The sequence below is a fragment of the Chitiniphilus purpureus genome, assembly GCF_025642115.1.
In the GTDB taxonomy this organism is placed as follows: Bacteria; Pseudomonadota; Gammaproteobacteria; order Burkholderiales; family Chitinibacteraceae; genus Chitiniphilus; species Chitiniphilus purpureus.
Genome location: NZ_CP106753.1, coordinates 1,060,054 through 1,086,070, shown reverse-complemented (window position 1 = coordinate 1,086,070; position 26,017 = coordinate 1,060,054). Strand labels below are relative to the sequence as shown.

Annotated in this window: 23 protein-coding genes; 12 read left to right on the top strand and 11 right to left on the bottom strand. The window is 67.4% G+C overall.

Annotated elements, in window-relative coordinates:
• Positions 1-63 precede the first annotated feature (63 nt).
• Positions 64-474, bottom strand: a complete 411-nt coding sequence (locus tag N8I74_RS04670) for a VOC family protein (RefSeq protein ID WP_263125773.1) — start codon at positions 472-474, stop codon at positions 64-66.
• A 429-nt stretch (positions 475-903) separates the two neighbouring features.
• Here N8I74_RS04670 and N8I74_RS04665 point away from each other — a divergent pair, with 429 nt between their 5' ends.
• Positions 904-2,547 carry a methyl-accepting chemotaxis protein gene (locus tag N8I74_RS04665; protein ID WP_263125772.1) on the top strand — a complete coding sequence of 548 codons (1,644 nt, stop codon included), beginning with the start codon at positions 904-906 and terminating at the stop codon, positions 2,545-2,547.
• 79 nt (positions 2,548-2,626) lie between these two features.
• On the opposite strand, the gene N8I74_RS04660 is transcribed toward N8I74_RS04665, so the two are convergent.
• The 7 genes from N8I74_RS04660 to N8I74_RS04630 form a co-directional block, all read right to left on the bottom strand.
• Positions 2,627-3,916, bottom strand: a complete 1,290-nt coding sequence (locus N8I74_RS04660; RefSeq protein WP_263125771.1) for a dihydroorotase — start codon at positions 3,914-3,916, stop codon at positions 2,627-2,629.
• Positions 3,917-3,966: 50 nt separating this feature from the next.
• Positions 3,967-4,926, bottom strand: coding sequence for an aspartate carbamoyltransferase catalytic subunit (locus N8I74_RS04655; protein ID WP_263125770.1), 960 nt, complete (start codon positions 4,924-4,926; stop codon positions 3,967-3,969).
• A 246-nt stretch (positions 4,927-5,172) separates the two neighbouring features.
• On the bottom strand, positions 5,173-6,810 hold the full coding sequence (groL, locus tag N8I74_RS04650; RefSeq protein ID WP_263125769.1) for a chaperonin GroEL: 1,638 nt from the start codon (positions 6,808-6,810) through the stop codon (positions 5,173-5,175).
• Between the two features lie 127 nt (positions 6,811-6,937).
• Positions 6,938-7,228 (bottom strand): co-chaperone GroES, encoded by a 291-nt coding sequence (locus N8I74_RS04645; RefSeq protein ID WP_263125768.1) that lies wholly within the window; start codon positions 7,226-7,228, stop codon positions 6,938-6,940.
• Positions 7,229-8,063: 835 nt separating this feature from the next.
• Positions 8,064-8,213, bottom strand: coding sequence for a hypothetical protein (locus tag N8I74_RS04640; protein WP_263125767.1), 150 nt, complete (start codon positions 8,211-8,213; stop codon positions 8,064-8,066).
• A 243-nt stretch (positions 8,214-8,456) separates the two neighbouring features.
• Entirely contained in the window at positions 8,457-9,182 is a 726-nt protein-coding gene (locus tag N8I74_RS04635; protein ID WP_263125766.1) for an SDR family oxidoreductase, read from the bottom strand.
• 71 nt (positions 9,183-9,253) lie between these two features.
• Positions 9,254-10,153 carry a DUF4432 family protein gene (locus tag N8I74_RS04630; RefSeq protein WP_263125765.1) on the bottom strand — a complete coding sequence of 300 codons (900 nt, stop codon included), beginning with the start codon at positions 10,151-10,153 and terminating at the stop codon, positions 9,254-9,256.
• A 122-nt stretch (positions 10,154-10,275) separates the two neighbouring features.
• On the opposite strand from N8I74_RS04630, the gene N8I74_RS04625 reads away from it, so the two are divergent.
• From N8I74_RS04625 to N8I74_RS04615, 3 genes are read left to right on the top strand one after another with little or no spacing between them, the layout of a single operon-like run.
• The gene (locus N8I74_RS04625) at positions 10,276-10,908 is read left to right on the top strand and encodes a DUF4254 domain-containing protein (RefSeq protein ID WP_263125764.1); all 633 of its coding nucleotides are present in this window, start codon (positions 10,276-10,278) and stop codon (positions 10,906-10,908) included.
• Entirely contained in the window at positions 10,905-11,750 is an 846-nt protein-coding gene (locus tag N8I74_RS04620) for a glycosyltransferase family 2 protein (protein ID WP_263125763.1), read from the top strand. The genes N8I74_RS04625 and N8I74_RS04620 overlap by 4 nt, the downstream gene beginning before the upstream one ends.
• A complete protein-coding gene (locus N8I74_RS04615; RefSeq protein WP_263125762.1) occupies positions 11,750-12,859 on the top strand; it encodes a glycosyltransferase family 9 protein in 1,110 nt (369 codons plus the stop codon). Before N8I74_RS04620 ends, N8I74_RS04615 begins: the two co-directional genes overlap by 1 nt.
• A 54-nt stretch (positions 12,860-12,913) precedes the next feature.
• Here N8I74_RS04615 and N8I74_RS04610 read toward each other — a convergent pair whose 3' ends face one another.
• A complete protein-coding gene (locus tag N8I74_RS04610) occupies positions 12,914-13,945 on the bottom strand; it encodes a glycosyltransferase family 9 protein (RefSeq protein ID WP_263125761.1) in 1,032 nt (343 codons plus the stop codon).
• 429 nt (positions 13,946-14,374) lie between these two features.
• On the opposite strand from N8I74_RS04610, the gene N8I74_RS04605 reads away from it, so the two are divergent.
• From N8I74_RS04605 to N8I74_RS04570, 8 genes are all read left to right on the top strand, one after another.
• Positions 14,375-16,210 carry an ABCB family ABC transporter ATP-binding protein/permease gene (locus N8I74_RS04605; protein WP_263125760.1) on the top strand — a complete coding sequence of 612 codons (1,836 nt, stop codon included), beginning with the start codon at positions 14,375-14,377 and terminating at the stop codon, positions 16,208-16,210.
• Positions 16,211-16,279: 69 nt separating this feature from the next.
• Entirely contained in the window at positions 16,280-16,507 is a 228-nt protein-coding gene (locus N8I74_RS04600; protein WP_263125759.1) for a DUF2795 domain-containing protein, read from the top strand.
• Between the two features lie 284 nt (positions 16,508-16,791).
• Positions 16,792-18,117, top strand: coding sequence for a glycosyltransferase family 4 protein (locus N8I74_RS04595; RefSeq protein ID WP_263125758.1), 1,326 nt, complete (start codon positions 16,792-16,794; stop codon positions 18,115-18,117).
• Positions 18,114-18,698 (top strand): D-glycero-alpha-D-manno-heptose-1,7-bisphosphate 7-phosphatase, encoded by a 585-nt coding sequence (locus N8I74_RS04590; protein ID WP_263125757.1) that lies wholly within the window; start codon positions 18,114-18,116, stop codon positions 18,696-18,698. Before N8I74_RS04595 ends, N8I74_RS04590 begins: the two co-directional genes overlap by 4 nt.
• Positions 18,695-19,879: a glycosyltransferase family 9 protein gene (locus N8I74_RS04585; protein WP_263125756.1), complete on the top strand. Its 1,185-nt coding sequence runs from the start codon at positions 18,695-18,697 to the stop codon at positions 19,877-19,879. The genes N8I74_RS04590 and N8I74_RS04585 overlap by 4 nt, the downstream gene beginning before the upstream one ends.
• Positions 19,858-20,844: a glycosyltransferase gene (locus N8I74_RS04580; protein WP_263125755.1), complete on the top strand. Its 987-nt coding sequence runs from the start codon at positions 19,858-19,860 to the stop codon at positions 20,842-20,844. The genes N8I74_RS04585 and N8I74_RS04580 overlap by 22 nt, the downstream gene beginning before the upstream one ends.
• A gap of 76 nt (positions 20,845-20,920) precedes the next feature.
• Entirely contained in the window at positions 20,921-22,423 is a 1,503-nt protein-coding gene (locus N8I74_RS04575) for a mannose-1-phosphate guanylyltransferase/mannose-6-phosphate isomerase (RefSeq protein ID WP_308445875.1), read from the top strand.
• A 204-nt stretch (positions 22,424-22,627) separates the two neighbouring features.
• The gene (locus tag N8I74_RS04570; protein ID WP_263125754.1) at positions 22,628-23,995 is read left to right on the top strand and encodes a phosphohexomutase domain-containing protein; all 1,368 of its coding nucleotides are present in this window, start codon (positions 22,628-22,630) and stop codon (positions 23,993-23,995) included.
• A 338-nt stretch (positions 23,996-24,333) separates the two neighbouring features.
• On the opposite strand, the gene N8I74_RS04565 is transcribed toward N8I74_RS04570, so the two are convergent.
• A complete protein-coding gene (locus N8I74_RS04565; protein WP_263125753.1) occupies positions 24,334-24,819 on the bottom strand; it encodes a DUF1579 domain-containing protein in 486 nt (161 codons plus the stop codon).
• Positions 24,820-25,096: 277 nt separating this feature from the next.
• Positions 25,097-25,918, bottom strand: coding sequence for a PEP-CTERM sorting domain-containing protein (locus N8I74_RS04560; RefSeq protein WP_263125752.1), 822 nt, complete (start codon positions 25,916-25,918; stop codon positions 25,097-25,099).
• Positions 25,919-26,017 lie beyond the last annotated feature (99 nt).

Sequence of the window (26,017 nt, the reverse complement as noted above, 5' to 3'; positions counted from 1 at the left end):
GCCGCGGTGGACGCCCGCGGCAGCCGCTGCCAGTCGCCCGCGATGGCAGCGGCGCATGCACCGTCAGCCCGTATCGCCCAGATAGACGCCGTAGCCCTGCCCGGCAAGCCTGATCAGGCAAAAGCCATGGCCGAAGGGGTCGGCCAGCATCGCCAGTTCGCCATAGGGCTTGGCCTCGGGCGGGGATTCGAGCGTGGCGCCGGCGGCGACTGCACGTGCCACCGCCACCGGTACGTCGTCCACCTGGAAATCCAGATGCACCGGTGTCCAGTGGCGTGCATAGCTGCGCGGGGGCGCCCCGGGGGCCGGCTCGCTGCCGGTGGGTTTGGCCAGCAGGTAGATCAGCACACCGGGCCCGGCCAGCTCGGCGAACCCCTCGTCGAAGCGGCGGCTGAGCATGAGCCCCAGGCCCTCGGTGTAGAACGTGATCGCAGGTTCCAGATCCGGCACATCGATATTGATCAGTACGGACATGTCCACTCCTCGGGCAAAGGCAGTGGGACCGTTGCATGGCGGCATGGCGTCGGTGAATTTGTTACAGCGGCCAGCGGCATGCCGGGGTGGGTGTCTGCAAATGAGGGCCGGCTCGCGTCCGGCCCCGGTGCGAGCGCCCTCAGCGAGCCTGCGATACCGGGTTCCTGCGCTTCAAGGAACGCCTGCGGTGGGATAGCGCTGCTGCTGCGCCGCTCCAGGCACCACGCGATCTTCTCCGCACCCTGGCGCGGGTGCGGACGACCGGCTTTACGGACCTCACCCCGACGGATACGGCAGTTGCTCCAGCCAGCTGGGAGCGGCGCATCACACAGCCCATGGCATGCCGACGCTTCGTCGTGGCGGAATATTTCATTTTTGCGCGTTTACCACGTAAGCTTTTTTTACGCTCCTCTCTGACACAAGGGCACCATGTTCGCGCTTCCCAGGATCTCGCATCGCCTGTTGTTCGGTTTTTCCATCATGGTGGCCTTCCTGGTCGCGCTGAGCGGACTTGGCTACTACAGCGTCGAAAAGCTCTCCGGTATCACCCGCGGCATGCTGGAGTCGGAATATGCCATCTCCAACGGCGCACAGGAGCTGCGTTACCTGCTCACGCGGGCGCGCCAGAAGGAGAAAAGCCTGTTCATCTCCATCGGCAGCAGCAACAGCGATGACAACCCGGCCAGCAACAAGGCGGAGTTCGACGAGATCATCGGCGATTTCCTCGCTGCCGCCGAGGCGTTCCGCAAGTTGTCGCTGCCGCCGGAACTGGCAGCGCAGGCTGCCGCGATGCCGCAGCAGATCGCGAACTACCGGAATGCGGTCGATCACATCTACCGCCGGATCGAATCCGGGGAAGTGGGCAGCGCCCTGGCCGCCGATGCGGCGCTGGTGCCGTTCAAGCAGCCGATGCGCGAACTGGCCGACACCACCAAGGGCATCGTGCAAGCCAGCGCAAAGCAGATCAGCCACTCCGGTGAGACGCTCGCCACGGCCAGCAGATCGATCGAACTCACCCTGCTCGGCATCGCCTGTGCGGCCATCGTGCTCGCCCTGCTGTGCGCATGGTCGATTTCCCGCTCGATCACCCGCCCGCTGGCCGAAGTAGGCAGCGCTTTGCAACGCATCACCACAGCGCGCGACCTGCGTGAACGCATTCGCTATGACCGGCAGGACGAGATCGGCTTCACGGTACGTTCGATCAATGCACTGATCGATCTGTTGGCCAGCACCATGCAGCAATTGCAGCTCAGGTCCAATGAGCTCAAGGGTGCGGCGCAGTCGCTGTCAGGTGCCGCCGATGCGGTACGCGGGGGTTCCCGGCGTCAATCGGAGGAAAGCAACTCGATGGCGGCCTCGCTGGAAGAGATGACCACCCGTATCAGCCAAGTCAGCAACCTGGCCGACGATGCCCAGCTGCGGGCCACCGCAACCGGCGAGGCCGCATCCGCCGGCAATGCCCGTATCCTTGCAATGCAGCACGACGTCGGCGCGATTGCCGACGCCATCCGCCAGGCGGCCTCCACTGCAGGCGAGCTCGATACCGCATCCGACCGGATTTCCGGCATCACCGCCGTCATCAAGGATGTGGCTGACCAGACCAACCTGCTGGCGCTGAACGCCGCCATCGAAGCCGCGCGCGCCGGCGAACAGGGGCGGGGCTTCGCGGTGGTGGCGGACGAGGTGCGCAAGCTTGCGGAAAAAACGGGGCAATCCGCCTCGGAAATCGCCGAGATGATCTCCGCGGTCCGCCGCAGTGCGCGCACCATGGCCGACCAGATGGACCGCTCGGTCGGGATCGTGGAATCCGGTGTCAGCGGTGTGCAGCATGCCAGCGAGCAAATCGACACCATCAGTCGCCAGAGCGACAGCATGATCGAACTGGTCGGTGCGATCCATGGTGCGTTGGCGGAGCAGAACAGCGCCAGTCAACTGATCGCCCGCCGTGTCGAGCACATTGTCGAGATGATCGAAGAAAACGCGCGCGCCACCGAATCGGTGGCCGGCACCACCGCGGAGCTCGACAACCTGGCCTACCAGCTGCGCGAAGCAGTCGCCAGCTACCGCACCTGAGCGGGTGTGGTTGGGCCGGGCGTCTGCACCAGCCGGTATCCACCGGCCAGCCGGGTGTGATGCCAGGCCGCGGAGGCCATCATGCAGGCGAGGCGTCGAACACGCGCTTGCCCTTGACCAGCGTGTGCCGCACGCGCCCCTTGAGCTCGTAGCCCAGGAACGGCGTGTTCTTGCCCTGGCTCCTGAGGGTTTCGGGCGTGACCCGCCAGACCGCCTCGGGATCGAACAGCGTGAGGTCGGCGCGGTTGCCCACCGCAAGGCCGGCCTCGAACCCGAGGTAGGACGCCGGCACCGCGGTTACCTTGGCCAGTGCCTGCGGCAGCGCCACACCGGCGCGTCCGGCCCAGGACAGCGTCAGCGGCAGCAGCAGTTCCAGTCCGGTGGCACCGCGCTCGGCCTCGGCGAACGGCACCAGCTTGCCATCGTCGTCCACCGGGCTGTGGTCGGAGCAGATCGCGTCGATGGTGCCGTCAGCCAGGCCCGCCGCCAGCGCATCGCGGTCGCGCACGCTGCGCAGCGGCGGATCGAAGCGGTACTGGCTGTTGAAGTAGCCGATATCCACGTCGGCCAGATGGATATGGTTGATGCCGACATCGCACGTGAGCGGCAGACCCTGGCGCTTGGCCTCGCGCACCAGCGCCACGCCCTCGCCGCTCGACAGCCGCGCCAGGTGGACCCGGCAACCGGTGGCCCGCATCAGCTGCACGATCTGCGCGATGGCGATGGTCTCGGCGACCACCGGAATGCCGGTCAGCCCCAGGCGCGCGGCGTATTCGCCGTCGTGCGCCACGCCGTCGTTCACCAGGCTGGCCTCCTCAGGGCGCAGCCGCAGCGCGAAGCCGAACGTGGCGGCGTACTGCATCGCGCGGTACAGCACCTGCAGATCGGCGATCGGCACATCGCCCTGCGAAAACGCCACGCAGCCGGCTTCGCGCAATTGCGCCATCTCGGTGATCTCGCGCCCCTTGAGCCCGACGGTGAGTGCGCCCAGCGGATAGAGCCGCGCCAGATCATGTGCCTTGGCACGCTGGCGCAGCATGGTCACGAGACCGGGCTCGTCGAGCGGTGGATCGGTGTCGGGCGGGCAGCAGATGCTGGTCACCCCCCCCGCCACCGCCGCCGCCATCTCGGTCGGCAGCGTCGCCTTGTATTCGAAGCCCGGCTCACGCAGCCGCGCGGCAAGGTCCACGAGGCCAGGGCAGACCACCAGGCCGCTAGCGTCGAGGGTGTCCTCGGCAGCAAAGCCGGCGGGGGCCTGTCCGACACCGACGATGCGGCCTTCGGCCAGGAACAGGTCGGCCCGGTTGTCGGTGCCGGCGCGCGGGTCGATCAGGCGGCCGTTGCGGATTGCGATGTGCTTGATTGCCATGTCTTTCGGCATCCCTTGGAAACTGTTGTGCGTTCAACCCGTCCGGGCGTTCAGCGGTGCGCCTGGTTGTGGGCGACCAGATCCATCACGGCCATGCGCACCGCGATGCCGAAGGTCACCTGCGGCAGGATCACCGCGCGCTCGCCGTCGGCCACCGCCGAGTCGATCTCGACGCCGCGGTTCATCGGCCCCGGGTGCATGACGATGGCGTCGGGCTTGGCCAGTGCCAGCTTGTCCTCGGTCAGGCCGTAATGCTTGAAGAATTCCTGCGAGCTGGGCAGGTAGGCGCCGCTCATGCGCTCGTTCTGCAGCCGCAGCATGGCCACCACATCCACATCGGCCAGCCCCGCGCGCATATCGTGATAGACGTGTACGCCCAGGCTTTCGATGCCGGTGGGCAGCAACGTCTTGGGGCCGATCACGCGGATCTCGGGGCAACCCAGGGTCGAGAGCGCATGGATCTGCGAGCGCGCCACGCGCGAATGCAGGATGTCGCCGACGATGGCGACGCGCAGGTTGGTGAAGTCGCCCTTGTAGTGGCGGATGGTGTACATGTCCAGGAGCGCCTGCGTCGGATGCGCGTGACGCCCATCACCGGCATTGACCACGGCGATGCCGGGCCGCACATGCTCGGCGATCAGATGCGCGGCGCCCGACTGCGCGTGCCGCACCACGAAAAGATCGGCACCCATCGCCTCCAGGTTGTGGATGGTGTCGAGCAGCGTCTCGCCCTTGGCGGTGCTCGATGCCTGGATATTCAGGTTGATCACGTCGGCCGACAGGCGTTTGGCGGCGATTTCGAACGTGGTGCGGGTACGGGTGGAATTCTCGAAGAAGAGATTGAACACCGAGCGGCCGGCAAGGATGGGGAATTTCTTGGTGCCCGCCTCGCCCTGGACCACGAATTCCGCGGCACGATCGAGGATCTGGTTGAGGATGCGACGGGGCAGCCCTTCGGTGGTGAGCAGGTGGATCAGCTCGCCCTGGGCATTCAGTTGCGGGTTGTGCATGGGGATCTCGGCGCGGGCGCCGCCGGACACGGCCGGCAGCGGGTTGGCGATGCGCGCAATTTTCGACCATCCGCCCGTCGCTGACCAGTGCCTGGTGCGATGCGGCCGGTCAAACGACGCAGGCCGCAAGACCACAGCGGCATGGGACGGGGCCTGCCGCAGCAAAAGACAACGCCACGCTTGTGGCGTGGCGTTGTCAATCGGCTGTCGGCGCGCCTGGGTGGACACGCCGCTGGCACAGCAGACTTAGAAGTCCATGCCGCCCATGCCGCCCATGCCGCCGGCCGGAGCTGCCGGCGCATCGTCCTTGGGCAGTTCGGCGATCATCGCGTCGGTGGTCAGCAGCAGGCCGGCGATGGACGCGGCGTGTTGCAGGGCCGAACGGGTCACCTTGGCCGGATCAAGCACGCCCAGTTCGACGAGGTCACCGTATTCGCCGGTGGCCGCGTTGAAGCCGAAGTTGCCCTGGCCTTCCACGACCTTGTTCACGACCACGCTCGGCTCGTCGCCGGCATTGGCCACGATCTGGCGCAGCGGGGTTTCGATCGCCTTGAGCACGATCTTGATGCCGGCGTCCTGATCGGCGTTGATGCCCTTCAGTTCACCAAGGCCGGCACGGGCACGCAACAGTGCCACGCCACCGCCGGCCACCACGCCTTCCTCGACCGCGGCACGGGTGGCGTGCAGCGCATCTTCGACGCGGGCCTTCTTTTCCTTCATTTCGACTTCGGTCGCGGCGCCGACCTTGATCACCGCCACACCACCGGCCAGCTTGGCCACGCGTTCCTGCAGCTTTTCGCGGTCGTAGTCGCTGGTGGCTTCCTCAACCTGCTTGCGGATGGTGGCCACACGCGCCTTGATCGCTTCTTCGGAACCGGCGCCGTCGATGATGGTGGTGTTTTCCTTGGCCACTTCGATGCGCTTGGCCTGGCCCAGATCCTGCAGCGTGGCCTTTTCCAGCGACAGGCCGACTTCCTCGGCGATCACGGTGCCGCCGGTGAGGATGGCGATGTCTTCCAGCATGGCCTTGCGGCGATCGCCGAAGCCCGGGGCCTTGACGGCGACGGTCTTGAGGATGCCACGGATGTTGTTGACCACCAGCGTGGCGAGGGCTTCGCCGTCGACATCCTCAGCGATGATCAACAGCGGACGGCCCGACTTGGCCACCTGCTCAAGCACCGGCAGCAGATCGCGGATGTTGCTGATCTTCTTGTCGAACAGCAGCACGAACGGGTTTTCAAGGACGGCAACCTGCTTGTCCGGGTTGTTGATGAAGTACGGCGACAGGTAGCCGCGGTCGAACTGCATGCCTTCCACGACATCGAGTTCGTTGTTCAGGCTCTTGCCGTCTTCGACGGTGATCACGCCTTCCTTGCCGACCTTGTCCATCGCATCGGCGATGATCTGGCCGACATCGGTGTCGGAGTTGGCGGAGATCGAGCCGACCTGTGCGATCTCCTTGGAGGTGGTGACCGGCTTGGCCTTCTTCCTCAGCTCTTCGACGAGGGCGACAACCGCCTTGTCGATACCGCGCTTCAGATCGGTGGGGTTGAAGCCGGCGGCAACGTACTTGATGCCTTCGTTGACGATGCCCTGTGCCAGCACGGTGGCGGTGGTGGTGCCGTCACCGGCCACGTCGGAGGTCTTGGAGGCGACTTCCTTGACCAGCTGGGCGCCCATGTTCTCGAACTTGTCCTTCAGTTCGATCTCCTTGGCGACCGACACGCCGTCCTTGGTGATGGTGGGCGCGCCGAAGCTGCGCTCGAGCACCACGTTGCGGCCCTTGGGGCCCAGGGTCACCTTGACGGCGTCGGCGAGGATGTTGACGCCGCTGATCATCTTGCTACGGGCGGAATCGCCGAATTTGACTTCTTTAGCAGCCATGGTTGTCTAGCTCCGATTGAATTCTTTGGGTTGGTACTTGCAGGCCGCGCCCGAGCGGGGCGGCACGGTCGTCACGGCGCCGGCCACCGGCGCCATGCGCGCGGCAGAGGCCGGCGGATGCGCAAAATCAGCCTTCGAACACGCCGAAGATGTCTTCTTCACGCACGACCAGCAGCTCTTCGCCGTTGACCTTGACCGACTGACCGCTGTACTTGCCGAGGATGACCTTGTCGCCCACCTTGACCGCGAGCGGGCGCACTGAACCGTTGTCCAGGAGCTTGCCGCTGCCGATGGCGACCACTTCGCCCAGATCCGGCTTTTCGGCGGCGCTACCCGGCAGCACGATGCCGGAAGCAGTCTTTTCCTCAGCTTCTACACGCTTGATCACGACACGGTCGTGCAAGGGACGAATTGCCATCTTTCAACTCCTGCAAAATGGATGATGCGAAATCGGTGCAACATCAAGGGCTATGATTGCAACAACTTGACGGTTAGCACTCTACGCTAACGAGTGCTAATGATATGGATGACAGTAGGGGTTTTCAAGGGCGTCGAAACGGAAATGCACACCGGACGGTGTGCACCACGGGTTGCACCGGCGCAACGGGTGGCCGGTCACCAGGTTCCCGGCGGCCTGGCGGCGCTTTCCGGGCGTGCACCTCAGTGTGGCCAAAGCCGCCGGCAACGCCGGATCGTGACCATGGTATCCATCCATCCCGTGCCAGCCGCATCGCCATCGGCACCCAAATGGCACCCCCTGGCGCACTGCCGTCATGGCCGACCAAGGCCATGCGCCGCCATGGCGGGCAGCCTTTAACACGCGGTTGGTTGAAACGGGGGCCGGTATCTGCTGGCGTGGGGGAAGGATTGCAACGCCGGGGAGGACGCCACCGCTTTCGCCCGGATCGCGCATTGCCCGCTTGAGGCCATTTAGCCGGAAACGCCGGTGATGACGACGCTGAGATGCAGATGCGCCATCAATGCAGGTCGTCTGGCTCTCAAGACAACCAGGCGGCTGATCCGGCCCTCGACATCGCGCGTACCTGCTTGATTCACATCGCGCTGTTGGACAACGAAGACGTGTCATGCGCCCTGTACGCCGCCACAGAGCCGGGTCGCCGGCAGACTACGCCGGCGCTGTGGCAGTTGCCCTGCACTGCACAACGGCGCCGGCCGCTGCGCAGTTCGGCATCAAGCTCACCGCGTCGTGGCGCGGCACCCGGACCGCCTGCTGCCAGGCAGCCCGGCTTGGCTTACCAGCCGTCGATGCCGGGCTTGGGCGGATCGGCCGGCGGGGCCACCGGGACTTCCGGGGTCACCGGCGGTACGGTATCGGGCGGCGGCGAGGGCCGGGCGGGATCGGATACGGCAAGGCGGAACGAACGCGGGTCAGTGTTGAACATGGCATTTTCCTCTTGCAAAGCGGTGGTGAAACGCATCGGCCCCCGGTTGCAACCTTCATGCCATTGGCAGCGCGACCGGGCTGGAGCCCGGTCCGGGTCCAGGCGGCCGGCGGGAGATGTAACTCTTGCCAGCGGGGTGTAAATGTTGCGCAGCCTTGGCGCTGCCCCATGGTGCAGCGCCACATGCAGGACCGCATCGGGCCTGCTGGCCCCAGGCGAAGCCGCGCCCGAGGCAGATGCGGCTCAGGGCCAGGAGGTCTCGCGCATCGGCAACACCATCACTTCGGCGATCACCGTTTCCTCGGGCAGCGTCAGCAGGTAGCGCACCGTATCGGCCACATTGGCCGGATCCTGCAGCAGACCAGGATCGAGGTCGGGGAAGCGGTCGAGCAGGAACGGCGTGCGCATGCCGCCGGCGAACACGGTGGAGACCTTGATGCGTTCGGAGCGCAGTTCGGCATGCAGTGCCTGCGACAGCCCGAGCAGGCCCCACTTGGAGGCGTGGTAGGCGGCGGCATTGGGCCAGGCACGCCGCGCCGCGGTGGAAGCGATGTTGATGATCTGCCCGCCCCCCTGCTCCCGCATCTGGCGCGCGGCGTACTTGGCAAGCATGAACGGGCCGGACAGGTTGGTGCGGATGATACGGTCCCACTCGTCGCATTCAAGCTCGTCGACGCTGCAGGTCTTGTCGATGCCGGCGTTGTTGACGAGGGCATCGAGCCGGCCGAACACCTTGACCACCTCGCTGATCGCGGCCTTCACCTGGGCCTCGTCACCCACGTCGGCGCGGATCGCGTAGGCGTGGCAGTCGCTCTGCTGCAGCTCGGCCACCTGCGCCTGCGCAGTCTCGGCGTGCAGGTCCATCACCGCCACGCGGGCGCCCTCCTTGGCCAGCGCCTGGCAGATCGCGGCGCCCAGGCCCCGGCCACCGCCGGTCACGAGCACGACTTTGTTCTTGAGCGAGTTCATCTTCGTTTCTCCTTGTGGACCCCGCACCTGCGGGAGAGGGACACCGCGCCGGGCACGGTGTCAGGGACAGGTCAATCGATGCGCAGCGTCACTTCCAGCGTGCGCGTGGCGCCAGGGGCCAGCCATAGCGCGCGGCCCTGGCGGATCACATCGTTCAGGTCATAGGGTTTGCCGGTGCATGGCTCCGCCATCAGCACGTAGTGGCCGTTGAAGCCGCCATAGCTCTGGAACAGCCACACGTAGGGGAAGTCGGCGGTATCAAAGTGCAGTTGCAGATGGCTGCCGGTGCGCGCGTTGCGCACGCCGCAGCGGCCCTCGCCCAGGTTGGCGCAGTAGACGAATTCGCGCAGTCCGCTGGCGGCGGGCAGCGTGCGATCCAGCCTGACCGGGCTGCCGTCGGCAGCGCTCGCTCCCGGCCAGCGGGTGACGCCGTCGCGCCCGATCAGCCGGCTGAAGCCCAGCGCCACCGGCTCGACGTCGCATTCGGGCAGCGTGATCTCGTCGCCCTCCTCGATCGCCAGCGCCGGATGCAGCTTGAGCAGGCAGGGCAGCGGCTCGGCGGCAAGCGAGGTGAAGCGGTAGCGCAGCCGCAGCTCGGGGGCGTCGGGGGCGAGCGCCAGCCGCTTGTGCATCCGTACCGGCACGGTCTTACAGTCGAGCACCATGTCCAGCATCTGCGGCGCATGTTCGACCACCTGCCAGGCCGCGGACCAGGCTTCGCCGTGGTCCGGCAGCGCGCGGCCTTCGACGGTGCAGGCGGCATCGTTGGGGAACATCTCCTCGAAACCGCCCTGCCAATGGTCGTCGAACGAGGCACCGGGGGGGACGCTGCGCGGTGCGTCGGCATCGTACCCGGGCGGATGCCACAGCCACGCCTTGTCGCGGACGAGGTCGGTGATCTGGTCGATGCGGCCGCCGCACTCCGGGCGGACCGCGACGGCGAGGTGGCGGTTTTCGAGAATGAGGGTCATGGATGGGCCCGGAAAATGATGACGGGCAGCTCACCTGCAAACGTCATGCCATGTGTTGCGCCTGTGGTATCAGGCACATTTCCTGCTGGTTCAGCTGCCCCGTCCCGACCAAGGAGCATGCCGTGCCCGACTTGAGCGCCGAGCTGATCATCGACCTGCACGACCGCCGCCTGCTCGAGCTGCGCTGGCCGCAACCGGCCACGCATGAGATCGAACAGCTGCCCGAACCGTGGTGCTGGATCGAACGCAATCATCGCTACAACAGCCTCTTGTGGGCGGCTGAGGACCAGGCCCGCCGCGAGGACGTGCCCGATGGCGAGATCGTCCGGCGCAAACGCGAGATCGACCGCTACAACCAGCAGCGCAACGATGCGGTCGAGCACATCGACGAGCACGTGCTGAACAGCCTTGCCACCGTCGAGCGCCTGCCGCAGGCGCGCCGGCACAGCGAGACCGCCGGCGCGATGATCGACCGGCTGTCCATCCTGGCATTGAAGATCCATCACATGCGGCTGCAGACGCTGCGGCTGGAGGCAGGGGCCGAGCACGTGGCCCGCTGCGCGGTCAAGCTCACGGTGCTGCAGGAGCAGCGGGCTGACCTGGGCGGGAGTCTGGACGGGCTGCTCGCCGACGCCGCCGCAGGCCGCGCGTACTTCAAGGTCTACCGCCAGTTCAAGATGTACAACGATCCGCAGCTGAACCCCGCGCTCTACGGCGCCACCCACGGCGGTGCGTCGGCGAGGCTGGCCTCGTGAGCGCCGCGGCGCCCGAGGTGGAAGTGCTGATCCCCACCTGCGAGCGGCCTGCCGCGCTCGCGGTCACGCTTACCAGCCTGATTGCCCAGCAGGGGCCGGCACTACGCATCGTGATCTCCGACCAATCCGAGGAGGATGTCTTCACCAGCGGCGAGGTGGCCGCGGTACTGCGTGTACTGCGCGCCCGCGGTGTGCCGGTACGCACCCACCGCCACCTGCCGCGCCGCGGTCTGGCCGAACAGCGCGCCTTCCTGCTGTCACAGGCACAGGCACCGTCCTGCCTGTTCCTGGACGACGACGTGATCCTGGAGCCCGACCTGATCGCGCGGCTCCACGGCGCGCTGACCACGCAAGGCTGCGGCTTTGTCGGCAGTGCGCTGATCGGTCTGAGCTTCGAGCACGATCAGCGGCCGTGGCAGCAGGCGGTGTCGTTCTGGGAAGGGCCGGTTGTGCCCGAAACAATCGAGCCGGGCAGCGCGGCATGGGCCCGTCACCACCTGCACAGCGCGGCCAATCTGTTCCATGTACAGCGGCAACTGGGCCTGACCCGCGCCACCGAGCGGCTGTACCGGGTGGCCTGGATCGGCGGCTGCGTGCTGTTCGACACCGCCAAGCTGCGTGCCACCGGGGGGTTCGACTTCTGGCAAGACTTGCCGAGCGCGCACTGCGGCGAGGATGTGCTCGCGCAGCTGCGGGTGATGGCGCGTTACGGCGGGGCCGGCCTGATGCCCAGCGGCGCATATCACCAGGAGCTGCCGACCACGGTGCCCGAACGCGAGGTGGATGCGCCGTTCGCGCTGTGGCAGCCGGCACCGGACACCGCCGCCGCGAGGCCGCATTGATGCAGGCGGCCAGCGCCACGGCGCCGGCAACCCTGCCGGCGCCGCTGACCGGGGTGCGCCACATCGTGGTGTTGCGCCCGTGCGCCGTGGGCGATTTCGTGTTCGCGCTGCCGGCGCTCGCCGCGTTGCGCGCCACCTACCCACAGGCGCATATCACCCTGCTCGGCCGGGCATGGCAGGCCGAGCTGCTGGCCGGCCGGCCCGGGCCGGTGGATGAGGTGCGGGTGTTGCCGACGGTGCCGGGCGTGGGCGCGCCGGCCGACGCCGTCGAGGACACCGCGGCGGTGACGGCCTTGCTCGATGCGCTGAATGCGCGCGGTGTGGACCTGGCGATCCAGCTCTATGGCGGTGGCGGCTACGCCAACCCGTTCCTGCTGCGTATCGCCGCACGCCATCGCATCGGCCTGCGGGCGCCCGATGCCCCGGCGCTGGATCGCACGTTGCCCTATGTCTATCTGCAGAATGAGCGGCTGCGGCTCCTGGAAACCGTGGGCCTTGCCGGTGCGCATGCCACCACGCTCGATGCGCGCCTGGCCGTGCTGCCGGACGACCTCGCGCAAGCGGCGCGCTGCGTGCCGATGGACGACGCGAAACCGCTGGTCGTGATCCAGCCTGGTGCCACCGATCCGCGCCGCTGTTGGGCGCCCGCGCGCTTTGCCGCGGTGGCCGATGCGCTGGCCGAGGCCGGCGCGCGCATCGCGGTCAACGGCAGCGAGGCCGAACGCGACCGCGTGCGGGCGGTGATCACTGCCATGCGCGCCGACGCGCTCGATCTGGCCACACCACAGCTGTCACTGTCCGGACTGCTCGGATTGCTGTCGCGCGCCACGCTGCTGGTATCCAACGATACCGGCCCGCTGCACCTGGCGCAGGCAGTGGGCACCGCCAGCGTCGGCATCTACTGGTTCACCAATCTCTTGATCTCGGCCCCGCTCGCCGCGGCGCGCCATCGCCATGCGGTCTCGCTGCAGGTGCACTGCCCAGTCTGTGGCCGCGAAAACGTCACCGCGCACTGCGGCCATCCGGCCAGCTTCGTCGATGCAGTGGGCGTGGACGAGGTGCGGACGCTGGCGCTGGCGCTGTACCGCGAGGAGCTGGCGCGCGGCTGAGCACCAGCGGGACATGCCGGTGGCCGGCCGCTGGCATCCGCGCCGGCAGGTGCGCTAGGCGGTGGCCAGCAGCGCCAGCGCCTCATCCAGCACGGTCTGGCCGCGTACGCCTTCCGGGTCCCACACCGCACGGTGGCGGCTGGCGTCGAGCGGGGCCCAGCGCGCCATTTCCGAGGCACGGAACACCACCACGCTCGGCACTTCGAGCGCGGCAGCCAGATGCGAGACGCCGGTGTCGTTGGACACCAGCAGCTGCGCGCCGCGCAGCAGATGGCCGAGCGCACCCAGCGAGATCGACGAGGCGGTATCGAGCACCGGTGCGCGCATCGCAGCCGCCAGCATGGTGGTCAGCGGCTTTTCCTGTTGCGAACCGGTCAGCACCACGCGCAGGCCCTGCGCCGCCAAGGCATCGCCCAGCTCGGCAAAGCGGGTCACCGGCCACCGCCGGCGCTCGTCACGCGCCCCGGGGTGCAGGCATACATAGGGCTGGCCGCTGTTGGGCAGCGCGATGCCGGCCTGTGCGAGTTCATCGGCATCGTCCGGCCCCAACGGAAATACCAGCTGCTCGCCCTGCGCCGGTGCCCCCAGATGGGTGGTCAACGCAAGCAGCCGCTGGATCTCATGCCCATGTTCGGGATACGGCAGATGTGCGCTGCTGGCAGCCCCGCCGTCCTGGAAGCCGGCCTGCCAGCGCGTGCCGAACTGCGCCACCAGCGGATTGGTGATCAGCCCGCTGCCATGCAGTTGCAACGCAAGGTCGAAGCGGCGCGCCTGCACCGAGTGCAGGAAGGCCCGGAACGCGCGCGGATCGGGCACCTGTTCGGGCAAACCGGGGTGCCCCGGGAAGGCGATGAATTCGTCGAGCAGCTCAGGCAGCCGTTCTGCCAGCTGGCGTGCCCATGGCAGGCCGACCAGCGCGATGCGCGCCCGTGGCAGCTTGCGCCGCAGCGCGCGCAGCGCCGGCACCGCGCAAAGCATGTCGCCCACCTGCAGCGCGCGGAACACCACCACCGAGCGCGGCGGATGCAGATCGAGCCAGGGCGAGTGGGCAGGACGGACAGGTGACGCGGTGACGGCATGCTGCACAGACGGTTCTCCTCATTCAATCGCTGGCTCACGGCCCCCTGTCCGCACCACAGGGACCGGCGCGCAGGCGCGGCAGCAGCCGCTCGCCTGCGCCCCACGCCAAGATGTACGCCACGGCGGGCGAAACGTGAACCGATTCAAGGAGCCCTTCGCAGCAGCAACCGTGCCAAGCCCGTTGCTCGGCGATGGCCGTCGCGCCGTGGAGCGGGCGTGTGGCGCATGCCCCTGCAACGCGCAGCCGGATCAGCAGGCAATGGCCGGGTGGGCAGGCTACGCCGTCGCGACACAACCGACTCTTTTTTACCCGGTGCCATGCCAAAACCGCCGTGTGACACCGCTAGCACGCTCCTTGCTATATCGCGTGCTGTCGGCGCGCCGGCCTTGTCTTCGCTCTGCACCGCGCGCCCTTTCGAATAAGAGGAGCCCGGCATGCCCGCCCCCACCGCTTCACCCAGGCAAGATTCCGCCCCGCATCCGGTGATGCGCGAACTCCTCGCCGCCGCCTGGCGTTTCCGTTCCCGCGTGCTGGCGGCGCTGGCGCTGCTGCTGCTGGCCAAGGTGGCGGTGGTGGCGGTGCCGCTCGCGCTCAAGGCGGTGATCGATGCGCTGAGCCGGCCCGAACAGGTGCAGTCGCTGCCGGTGCTGCTGCTGGTGGGTTACGCGGTGCTGCGCTTTGCCGGCACGCTCTTCAACGAGCTGCGCGACCTGGTGTTCTCGCGCGTGACGCAGAACATCGTCTCCGGCTATGCGCACCGCGTGTTCGTCCACCTGCACGCGCTCTCGCCGCGCTTTCACGCCAGGCGGCGCACCGGCGGGCTGCTGCGCGACATCGACCGCGGGACCAACGGCGTGGGGTTCCTGCTGGGTGCGGGGCTGTTCACGCTGGTGCCCACGCTGGTCGAGTTCGCGATGGTGCTGGGCATCATCCTGCTGAACTACCCGGCGGCGTTCGCCGGCATCATGATCGCCACCTTTGCGGTGTATTCGGTCTTCACTTTCATCTTCACCAGCCGCCGTACGCTGCATCAGCGCCGCGTCAACCGGCTCGACACCAATGCCAAGGGCCGGCTGGCCGACAGCCTGATCAATTACGACAACGTGAAGTTCTTCACCGGCGAGGTGGCCGAGGCGCAACGGCTGCGGCATATCCTGAACGACTGGGTCGACGCGATGGTGCGCAACCAGAAGGCGCTGTTCATACTGCACGTGGGCCAGAGCCTGATCATCGGCCTGGGCGTGACCGCGGTGATGCTGCTGGCCGGTCTGGCGGTGGTGCGCGGCTCGCTCACGGTGGGCGACCTTGTGCTGATCAACGCCTACGTGATCCAGGTCTGCCTGCCGCTGAACACGCTGGGCTTTGTCTACCGCGAGGCCAAGGATGCGCAGACCAATGCCGAGCAGTTGCTGCGGCTCCTGAACGAGCAGCCTGAGATCGTCGACGCGCCGCAGGCGCCGGCGCTGCAGGTGAAACAGGGTGAGGTGGCGTTCCGCAATGTCAGCTTCCACTACGAGCCCGAACGCCCCATCCTGCACGACATCAGCTTCACCATCCCGCCGGGCAAGACCGTGGCGGTGGTCGGCGGCAGCGGCTCGGGCAAGTCGACACTGGCGCGGCTGCTGCTGCGCTTTTACGAGGTGCAGCAGGGCGCCATCCTGATCGACGGGCAGGACATCCGCGCGATCACCCAGGAGAGCCTGCGCGATGCGATCGGCGTGGTGCCACAGGACACCGTGCTGTTCAACGACGACATCGCCTACAACATCGGCTACGGCCGGCGGGGCGCCAGCGGCACGCAGATCGTCGCCGCCGCCAATTCGGCGCACGTGCACCGCTTCATCCAGGCGCTGCCCGCGGGGTACCACACCGAGGTGGGCGAACGCGGCGTCAAGCTTTCGGGCGGCGAGCGCCAGCGCATCGCCATCGCCCGCGCCATCCTCAAGAACCCGCCCATCCTGATCTTCGACGAAGCCACCAGCGCACTGGATTCGCATTCCGAACGCGCCATCGAAGCGGAGCTGGAACGCATCTCGCGTGATCGCACCACCCTGATCATCGCCCACCGCCTGTCCACCATCGCCGACGCGGACGAGATCCTGGTGATGGAGCACGGTCGTATCGTCGAACGCGGCAGCCATGATGCGCTGCTCGGGCGGCAGGGCATCTATGCGCAGATGTGGCAGCTGCAGCAGCGCGAAAAGCAGTTGGCGCAGAGCGAGGCCGCGGCAGCGGGGGCGCCGCCCGCGCCCTCGGCCGGCGACAGCTGATCCGGCAGCGCGGGCACCGTCCTTGCTTGGACAGCAGCACCTTTTTCCGATGACCACAAGGAGATCGTCATGGCCGATCGTACAGACAGCGGCAACGCTTCACAGCGCAGCCCCAACCCGGTCCAGGTGCAGAAGTTCCTGGGCGGGCTCGACTATCCCGTGGACAAGGCCACCCTGCTCGACCAGGCCGAGAACGCCGGGGCGGACGACCGGGTGCTGGAAGCGCTGCGCGCATTGCCGGAACAGGAATACGACAGCCCGACCGCCATCTCGCGCCAGTTGGGCCAGTTGCACTGACCCTGGCCGGGGCATCCGCCCCGGCGGTGCCCAACTGCGCCACGCCACCTCCCGGCCTGCAAAAACTACATCGATGCTGTAATTGTTGCGCCGCACACATCCAGCGGCCCTCGTTCCCGCCCAACCGCCCCCGCGCGGACCCTTCCTTCCGAAAATCTTTCCGGATCAGCCCGTTATCTATCAGTGGCCGGACGGCCCTGCCGACTGGAACGGGAGTTGCTGACCTCGACAGTCCGTCGCGCCCTACATTGCGCCGACACCCTCCTTCATACCGGGGACAGCTTATGACCAAACGCATCGCGCTGATCAGCGACCACGCTTCGCCACTCGCCGTCATCGGCGGCGTGGACAGCGGCGGACAGAACGTCTACGTGGCCCATGTGGCCCGCCAGCTCGCCGCCCTCGGGCACCAGGTGGATGTCTTTACCCGCCGTGACCACGACACGCTGCCGACCGTTGTGCAGTGGTACGAGGGGGTGCGTGTCATCCACGTGCCGGCCGGGCCGGCCGAGTTCGTGCGCAAGGAGGCACTGCTGCCTTACATGCCCGAATTCGCCCGCTGGATGACCGAGTTCTGCCGGATGCAGGGGGGATACGACCTCACCCATGCCAATTTCTTCATGTCGGGCATGGTTGCGTTGGAGCTGAAGCAGGCGTTGGGCATCCCGTTCGTGATCACCTTCCATGCGTTGGGCCATGTGCGGCGTCAACATCAGCGCGAAGCCGACCAGTTCCCGGCCGAGCGGCTGCAGATCGAGGAGACGCTGGTGGCCGAGGCCGACGCCATCGTCGCCGAATGCCCGCAGGACAAGCTGGACCTGGAAACGCTGTACGGCGCCGATCCGGCCAAGCTCTACATCGTGCCGTGCGGTTTCGACAAGGATGAATTCTGGCCGGTGTCGCGCAAGTTCGCCCGGCATACGCTGGGCTTTTCGGCGGACGAGCGCCTGCTGGTCAACATCGGACGGCTGGTGCCGCGCAAGGGCATCGACAACGCCATCCGCGGCCTGGGGTATCTGAAGCGCGACCACGGCATCGACGCCACCTTGCTGGTGGTCGGCGGCAACTCGGATGTGCCCGACCCGCAGCTCACCCCTGAGATCGAGCGCCTGGGCCGTATCGCCGCCGAGGAAGGCGCAGGCCAGCGTGTGATCTTCACCGGCCGCCGTTCGCGCGAACTGCTCAAGCTCTACTACGCCGCGGCCGACGCGTTGATCACCACGCCATGGTACGAGCCGTTCGGCATTACGCCGCTGGAGGCGATGGCCTGCGGCACTCCGGTGATCGGCTCGGACGTAGGTGGGCTCAAGTACAGCATCGAGGAAGGCAAGAGCGGCTTCCTGGTGCCGCCGCACAAACCACAGGTGCTGGGCCGGCGTCTGGCGCAGTTCTATGCGCGCCCTGAGCTGATCAAGCGTATGGGGCGCAGCGCGCTGCGCCGGGTCAACAGTCTCTTCACCTGGGAGAAGGTGGCACGCGATCTGGCCGCCGTGTACTACCTGGTGGCGGACCGCGAAGTCGAAACGCTCGATCACCACTGGTGGCAGAACGACGCGACCCAGCACCAACAGGCCGTGACGCCGTCCCGACAAGGCGCCCTGCTGCCATGAGCCAAGCCGCGGTCTTCCTCGACAAGGACGGCACGCTGGTGCACGACGTGCCCTACAACATCGATCCGGAGCTGATCGAACTGACCGACAACGCGGGTCCGGCGCTGCTGCTGCTGCTTGAGCACGGCTTCAAGCTGTTCGTGATCTCCAATCAGCCCGGCATCGGGCTGGGCTACTTCCCGGCCGCGGCGCTGGGGCCGGTGTCGCGCCGGGTGCTGGATCTGGTGCAGGAGGAAGGCGCGTTGCTGCACGGCTTCTACTACTGCCCGCATGCGCCGGCCGAACCGGGGCAGAAAGGCTGCGACTGCCGCAAGCCGGCCCCCGGCCTGCTGCTCCAGGCGGCCGAGCAGCACGACATCGACCTGGAGCGCTCGTGGTTCATCGGCGACATCCTGGACGACATCGAGGCGGGGCACCGTGCCGGCTGCCGCAGCATCCTCATCGACAACGGCAACGAGACCGAGTGGCGCGCCTCGTCGCTGCGCAAGCCCGAGTATCTGGCGCGTGACCTGCTGGATGCCGCCAGCCATATCGTGATGCAGCAGCTGCTGGCGCATACCCCGCTGGAGCGCGCGCGATGAGCCCGGGCTGGCAGACGGCGCGCCATATCCTGTGCGTGCGGCTGGACAACATGGGCGATGTGCTGATGACCACGCCGGCGATCCGCGCGCTCAAGCAAGGCGCACCGGGGCGGCGGATCACGCTGCTGGCCTCGCCGGCGGGCGCGGCTGTCGCCAGGCATATCCCGGAAATCGACCACACCATCGCGTTCGAGGCGCCATGGATGAAAGGTGGCGAGGCCACGGTCAACCCGGCGCAGGATGAGGCGGTGCGTGCCCAGCTCGCCGCCGGCGGCTTCGACGCCGCGGTGATCTTTACCGTCTACAGCCAGAACCCGCAGCCGGCCGCCTATTTCTGCTATCTGGCCGGCATTCCGCTGCGCCTGGCGCATTGCCGCGAGAACCCCTATCACCTGCTGAGCGACTGGGTGCCCGAGCGCGAGCCGGAGCACGGCATCCGCCATGAGGTGCAACGTCAGCTCGATCTGGTGGCGCAGGTGGGCTGCCACACCCGCGACCAGCACCTGTCGTTCCAGGTGCGCGACGAGGCGTGCAATCGGGTCAGGCGGCTGCTGTTGGCGCAGGGGCTGGACGAGGCCCGGCCGTGGGTGCTGGTGCACAGCGGCGCCACTGCGCCATCGCGCCGCTACCCGCCAGCGCAGTTCGCCGAGGCGATCCGGCTGTTGGCCCGGTCCGGCTGCCAAGCCGTGCTGACTGGCTCGGCCGCCGAACTGGACGACGTCGCGCAGCTCCAGCAGCAGGCCGGCGTGCCGACCCTGTCGCTCGCCGGGCGTATCGACCTGGCTGAGCTGGGTGCGGCGATCCGGCTGGCAGACGTGGTGCTGAGCAACAACAGCGGCCCGGCGCATCTCGCGGCCGCGATCGGCACGCCGCTGGTGGACCTGTACGCGCTGACCAATCCACAACATACGCCCTGGCTGGTGCGCCACGCGCTGCTGTTCCACGACGTGCCGTGCAAGTACTGCTACAAGAGCGTGTGCCCCCAAGGCCACCACGCCTGCCTGCGCCAGGTGTCGCCCGCCCAGGTGGCCGATGCGGTGCTGGCACTGCTGCCCGACACGCGCCGCAACGTCCGCCCGCCGCACCGTGCCGCGACCCCACGCCCCCCGGCCCGCCCACGCAGCGGCGGGGCCACTGTCATCCCGCTTTGGAGAACCCCATGCGTCGACTCCGGATCCTGACCTGGCATGTCCATGGCAGCTATCTGTATTACCTCACCCAGGTACCGCACGATTTCTATGTGCTGTCCAAGCCGGCGCGCTCGGCCGGCTATGCCGGACGGTTCGGGCATTTTCCATGGGGCGACAATGTGCACGACATGCCGGTATCCGAAGTGGCCCGGCATGAGTTCGACTGCATCCTGTTCCAGGACGACGCGCACTACCTGGAAGACCAGCACCATATCCTGACTCCGGCACAGCGCGCGCTGCCGCGCATCTATCTGGAGCACGACCCGCCGCGCGACTCGCCCACCGACACGCCGCACCTGGTGGACGACCCGGATACGCTGCTGGTGCACGTGACGCCGTTCAACCGGCTGATGTGGGACAACGGCCGCACCCCGACCCGGGTGATCGAACACGGCGTGCTAGCCCCGCGCGACGTGGAGTACAGCGGCACCCTGGCACGCGGACTGGTGGTGGTGAACCACCTGGCGCGACGCGGCCGGCGCCTGGGCGCGGATGTGTTCGCCCAGGTGCGCGAGCAGGTGCCGCTTGATCTGGTGGGCATGGGCGCCGATGAGGCGGGCGGGCTGGGCGAAGTGCGCCATGACCAGTTGCCGGCATTCGCCGCGCGCTACCGCTTCTTCTTCAACCCGATCCGCTACACCAGCATGGGGCTGGCGGTGATCGAGGCGATGCTGCTGGGCATGCCCATCGTCGGCCTGGCCACCACCGAGATGGCGTGCGCCATCGAAAACGGCGTCAGCGGCTATGTCGATACCGACCCGGCGCGGCTGGTGGGGCATATGCATGCGTTGCTGGCCGATCCGGAGCATGCGCGCGCGCTCGGCGCCAATGCACGGCGCCAGGCCGAAACCCGGTTCGGCATCGAGCGTTTTGTCGCCGACTGGTGCGATGCCTTCGGCACAGTGACCGGCACCGCACGCACGCCCCCCGGGCAGATCGCGCTCAGCACGGTGTAGGCACGCCCAGCCACCCCCACAACAGCACGCCGGACCAGGCGCCGTCCAGGGCGCCGGCCTACGATGGAGGAACGATATGCCTATCACCCCGGTGATTCTCTGCGGTGGCAGCGGTACGCGGATGTGGCCGCTGTCGCGCGCCGGCCACCCCAAGCAGCTGCTGGCGCTCTCAGGCGAACAGACGCTGCTGCAGCAGACTGCGCTCAGGCTCAAGGGCCTGTCGCATGCCGGCGCGCCCATCGTGGTCACCAACCAGGAACAGCGCTTCATGGTGCAGGAACAGCTGCATGCCATCGATCTGGCGGCAGCGCAGGTGATCGTGGAGCCGGTGGGGCGCAACACGGCGCCGGCTGCCGCCGCCGCGGCGCTGCTGGCGCTGCGCGACGATCCGCAGGCGCTGCTGCTGCTGCTGCCGTCCGACCATCTGGTGCAGCGCCCCGAGGTGTTCCACGATCTGGTCGGCCAAGCGCTCAGCGCTGCGGAACGCGGCTGCCTCGTCACCTTTGGCGTGCAGCCCAATTGCGCGCACACCGGCTATGGCTATATCCGCCGCGGCGCGGCGCTCGACATGGCCACCGGCGTGCACCGGGTGGCCCGCTTTGTCGAAAAACCGGATGAAGCACGCGCCGCCGAGTTTGTCGCCGCGGGCGACTACTACTGGAACAGCGGCATGTTCCTGTTCCGCGCCGACCGCTATCTGGCGGAGCTGGGCAAGGCGCAGCCGGAGATGCTGGCGGCAGTGGACGATGCGGTGACGCACGGTCGTGCCGAGGCCCCGTTCTTCATGTTGGAGGCAACGCGCTTTGCCGAGGTGCCATCCGAATCGATCGATTACGCGGTGATGGAACATACCGATGCCGCGGCGGTGATCACCGCGGCTGACCTTGGATGGAGCGATATCGGCAGCTGGTCGGCGCTGGCCGAGGTCTGCGAGCACGACGGCGCCGGCAACAACCTGGTCGGCGACGTGATCGCCGAGGCGGCGCAGGATTGCTACATCCGCGCCGAAAGCAGCGTGGTCGCCGCAATCGGCGTCGAGCACCTGGTGATCGTGCAGACGCCGGACGCGGTCCTGGTGGCCTCCAAGGACCGGGTGCAGGACGTGAAGAAGGTGGTCGAGCGCCTCAACGCCGATGGACGCACCGAATCGCTGTGGCATCGCCGCGTGCACCGGCCCTGGGGCAGCTACGAGGGGATAGACCGGGGCGAGCGTTTCCAGGTGAAACACATCGTGGTCAAGCCCGGGGCATCGCTGTCGTTGCAGATGCATTACCACCGTGCCGAGCACTGGATCGTGGTACGCGGCACTGCCCGCGTGGTCTGCGGCGACGAGACGCGCCTGCTGACCGAGAACCAGTCCACCTACATCCCGCTGGGTACGGTGCACCGGCTGGAAAACCCCGGCAAGGTGCCGCTGGAGCTGATCGAGGTGCAATCGGGCAGCTATCTGGGCGAGGACGACATCGTCCGGCTGCAGGACCAATACGGCCGCGAGCCGGATGCCGCACCGGACAGCGCGCTGCTTGCCGGCCTGCCGGCCATGCCCATGCCCGCCGGCGACACACCCCGCCAGCACTAAGCGGCGGCCGACGCAGTACGCAATGCCAGCGCCGGCCCGCCCCCCTGCCATTTCCAGATCCGTCCCCCGCCGGCCGGTACCGGCGTCGCCGGCCGCACCAGCCGGTGCAAAGGAGAGACCGTTGAGCCGTTGCCTTGCTCCCCGCCACACCGCCGTGCCAGCCCGCGCGGACCACCGGCCCACCGGAACGCAGGGTCGACCGTGATGGCCAAGCTGGGTTGCTTTACCGCCTATGACATACGCGGGCGCATCGGCGATACGTTATCCGACGAGATCGCCTATCGGATCGGCCGCGCCTATTGCGACGTGCTCCAGCCGCGCACCGTGGTGATCGGCGGCGATTCGCGGCTGTCCACCCCCGTGCTCAAGCGCGCGCTGGCGCGCGGGCTGGCCGAAGGCGGCTGCGATGTGCTCGACCTGGGACTGACCGGCACCGAGGAAATCTACTTCGCCACGTGGCACCTCAACGTGGATGGCGGCATCGAGGTCACCGCCAGCCACAATCCGGCCGAGTTCAATGGCATGAAACTGGTACGCGCCGGTGCGGTGCCGATCAGCGGCGACAGCGGGCTGCACGACATCCAGCGTTGCGCCGAGCAGGGCGACTTCCGGATCGCACCACGACGCGGCACGCTGCGCGCCACCTCGGTGCTGGATGCCTACGTCGACTGTGTGCTGGGCTTCATCGACCCGGCGGCGCTGCGCCCGCTCAAGGTGGTGGTGAACGCCGGCCACGGCGCCGCCGGCCACGCCGTCGACGCGCTGGCGGCACGCCTTGCCAGGCTGGGCGCGCCACTGGCATTGATCCGGCTGCAACACGAACCGGACGGGCGTTTTCCACATGGCGTGCCCAACCCGATGCTGCCGCAGCAACGCGCCGCCACCGCAGACGCGGTCCGCCAGCTCGGCGCCGACTTCGGCGTGGCCTGGGACGGCGACTTCGACCGCTGCTTCCTGTTCGACGAACAGGGCGCCTTCGTCGAGGGTTACTACCTGGTCGGCCTGTTGGCGCAGGCGCTGCTGCGCCGCCATCCGGGCGAGCGGATCATCCACGACCCGCGCCTCATCTGGAACACACAGGCCCAGGTGGCCGAGGCGGGCGGCATCGCCATCCAGAGCAAGACCGGGCATGCCTTCATCAAGGAGCGGATGCGCGAGGAAAACGCGCTTTACGGCGGCGAGATGAGCGGGCATCACTATTTCCGCGATTTCGCCTACTGCGACAGCGGCATGATCCCCTGGCTGATGATCGCCGAGCTGATCTGCCAGCAGCGCCAGCCGCTCTCGGCGCTGCTGGCCGAGCGCATCGCCGCCTTTCCGGTCTCCGGCGAGATCAACCTGACTGTGGCCGACACCGACGCCGCCCTCGAACGGATACGCGCCACCTTCGGCCATGAGGCGCGCAGCATCGACCAGACCGACGGGTTGAGCCTGGACACGGGCCTGTGGCGCTGCAACGTACGCCGCTCCAACACCGAACCCCTGCTGCGCCTGAACGTGGAAACCCGCGGCGACCCGGCACTGCTGCAGCAGATGACCGAGCGGCTGCTGGCGTTGCTGGGAGGGCGGTGAGGCAAGCGTTGGGCGCTCAGCCGATTGATACGCCTGGGCGGATTCGACTGTCTGGTGACTTCCCGTCTTTGAGCCCCAAGCCGGAGGGATGCCGGATACCCCATTGGGCTTCGCAACCAGCCTCATGACCCACCTGCACAGCGAACGGCAACCGTGCACGCTTTGATGCCTCACCCTCCTTGGGCAGCAGCGGGACGCCAGGCGCAGGACAGTGGGAGCAACAATGGTGCCGGGCGCCGCTACGACTGGCTTGTCAGCCTACGCCGAGCGCCGCCCCGCTCGCAGGGTGGGCGGCCGACATCGTTCAGCCCGAGGCATCCGTACGACCGATCCGGCCCCTAACCTTGCCGCCGGTAGTGCATCGTGACGAACTGGCGCCAGTGCCCGTCCTCGCCCTGCACGTGCGATGTCATCACGCGGTGGTCGGGGCTCTTGATTTCGATGATGTCGCGGTAGTGGGCGGTCTTGTTCGGATCGTCGAATGCGGGGCCGTCCACGCTCAGCACCAGTACCTTCTGCGTGGCATCCAGCTCGCCTTCGTACACCCAGAGACGATCCATCATCGAACCGACCCAGGTGCCGACGAAGCGCTGTTGGAGCGGGTCATACCCGAGCGTCATCATCGTTTGGACCGGACCGCAGCCGGGCATCTGTCCTTGGGATTCGCACACCACCCACAGCTCACCCAGCGCACGCACGCGCTCGGTCCCCTCGGCCCGCTGCGGCGGTTGGCCGGGCTGCGCCGGCATCTCGCTCTCGTAGGTCCATTCGCCGATCAGTTGCTGCAACCATCGATGTTGCTGCTGTGCCTGTACTGCTTCCATGGTCTGTCTCCTTGCTAGGGTCGCCGACAGCCCGGCTGCCGGCGGTAAACCCCAGTGTAGGTTCCTCTGCCTTTGATGCAAGCACATGCATCCTTCGCACACCCTCGGGAACCCACCTTGTCCGGCGGTGCTGCACGCCGGCCGGATCAACAGGCCGCATGCGGCATGCGCCTGCCCTGTTCCAAGGCGGGCCGACCGAAGCCCCCCTGGATGGGCAACGCGCATGCGTCGCATGCGTGAAGAAGCAAAGGCAGCAGACCCGCCGCTCGTCCGACGCTCAGCGCGGCTTTTGCCCGCGGCGGCGCAGGCGGGCCAGCATCAGCCCGACCAATCCGGCACCGGTCAACGCATAGGTCGCCGGTTCGGGGACCGGGGAAACCTGGGTGTAGGCGGTGATGCCGTAGCCATTCAGCGTCAACTGCAACGCCGCATCCGGGCTATCATAGGCAGTGTAGCCACCGGACAGCCCCAGTCTGAGGCGGATATCGACCGGCTGGGCGGCAACCGCAAAAGGCTTGCACGCAGCCCCGGCCTGCGGGCATGGCATGCAGCCGTCCATGCCTTTGCAGGACTGCCACTCATGGCGATCGGATCGCTGCCACACCTGCGGCAACTGGGCGCCCTGCGGGGCGGCTGCATCATCCTGCGGCGACTGCCAGCCTTGGCTGAACGTGGTCTGGAACGCATGCTCCGGCACCTGCCCGTAGTTGAACCAGTTCGATTCGACGCTGCTCGTGACAGCGGCATTGATGAAACGGTCGCTCCCGGACACATGGCCGGTTGCCGTGGCATCCACATGGCTGCCCAGGCGATCGATGGTCTTCCCGTTCCTGGCTTCGATCTTGAAAAGGAGCGAGGGCATTTCCGCCAGGAATTCCTGCTGACCGCCACCGGACAACGCCTGATCGAAGAGTGCACCGCCCCCTTTTCTGGCAATCCGCAGCGTATTCGCATCGACGCTGACCTCCCAGAAGCCGGGTACCTGCGTGGATTCGTACCGATAGATCACATCCTTGCCTTCCAACTGCACCAATGCCCCCATCGACGGGGCTGCACATACCGCAGTTGCCAATGCCAGAACCCATTTCTTTCCAAGCATGCTTCACTCACCTTTTGAAATTTCACCATCCACCAGGCAGCACATCCAACGACGGCATCGGATCCACTGTCCTGCAAGGCATATCCTGATCAGCTGCGG

Bases quoted from the DNA above. Each gene is read 5' to 3' on its own strand.
- groL (WP_263125769.1), bottom strand. From the start codon at position 6,810: ATGGCTGCTAAAGAAGTCAAATTCGGCGATTCCGCCCGTAGCAAGATG.
- N8I74_RS04655 (WP_263125770.1), bottom strand. From the start codon at position 4,926: ATGCACAACCCGCAACTGAATGCCCAGGGCGAGCTGATCCACCTGCTC.
- N8I74_RS04630 (WP_263125765.1), bottom strand. From the start codon at position 10,153: ATGACCCTCATTCTCGAAAACCGCCACCTCGCCGTCGCGGTCCGCCCG.
- N8I74_RS04670 (WP_263125773.1), bottom strand. From the start codon at position 474: ATGTCCGTACTGATCAATATCGATGTGCCGGATCTGGAACCTGCGATC.
- N8I74_RS04605 (WP_263125760.1), top strand. From the start codon at position 14,375: ATGCCCGCCCCCACCGCTTCACCCAGGCAAGATTCCGCCCCGCATCCG.
- N8I74_RS04570 (WP_263125754.1), top strand. From the start codon at position 22,628: ATGGCCAAGCTGGGTTGCTTTACCGCCTATGACATACGCGGGCGCATC.
- N8I74_RS04575 (WP_308445875.1), top strand. From the start codon at position 20,921: ATGCCTATCACCCCGGTGATTCTCTGCGGTGGCAGCGGTACGCGGATG.
- N8I74_RS04595 (WP_263125758.1), top strand. From the start codon at position 16,792: ATGACCAAACGCATCGCGCTGATCAGCGACCACGCTTCGCCACTCGCC.
- N8I74_RS04660 (WP_263125771.1), bottom strand. From the start codon at position 3,916: ATGGCAATCAAGCACATCGCAATCCGCAACGGCCGCCTGATCGACCCG.
- N8I74_RS04640 (WP_263125767.1), bottom strand. From the start codon at position 8,213: ATGTTCAACACTGACCCGCGTTCGTTCCGCCTTGCCGTATCCGATCCC.
- N8I74_RS04560 (WP_263125752.1), bottom strand. From the start codon at position 25,918: ATGCTTGGAAAGAAATGGGTTCTGGCATTGGCAACTGCGGTATGTGCA.
- N8I74_RS04600 (WP_263125759.1), top strand. From the start codon at position 16,280: ATGGCCGATCGTACAGACAGCGGCAACGCTTCACAGCGCAGCCCCAAC.
- N8I74_RS04580 (WP_263125755.1), top strand. From the start codon at position 19,858: ATGCGTCGACTCCGGATCCTGACCTGGCATGTCCATGGCAGCTATCTG.
- N8I74_RS04590 (WP_263125757.1), top strand. From the start codon at position 18,114: ATGAGCCAAGCCGCGGTCTTCCTCGACAAGGACGGCACGCTGGTGCAC.
- N8I74_RS04585 (WP_263125756.1), top strand. From the start codon at position 18,695: ATGAGCCCGGGCTGGCAGACGGCGCGCCATATCCTGTGCGTGCGGCTG.
- N8I74_RS04615 (WP_263125762.1), top strand. From the start codon at position 11,750: ATGCAGGCGGCCAGCGCCACGGCGCCGGCAACCCTGCCGGCGCCGCTG.
- N8I74_RS04665 (WP_263125772.1), top strand. From the start codon at position 904: ATGTTCGCGCTTCCCAGGATCTCGCATCGCCTGTTGTTCGGTTTTTCC.
- N8I74_RS04565 (WP_263125753.1), bottom strand. From the start codon at position 24,819: ATGGAAGCAGTACAGGCACAGCAGCAACATCGATGGTTGCAGCAACTG.
- N8I74_RS04645 (WP_263125768.1), bottom strand. From the start codon at position 7,228: ATGGCAATTCGTCCCTTGCACGACCGTGTCGTGATCAAGCGTGTAGAA.
- N8I74_RS04635 (WP_263125766.1), bottom strand. From the start codon at position 9,182: ATGAACTCGCTCAAGAACAAAGTCGTGCTCGTGACCGGCGGTGGCCGG.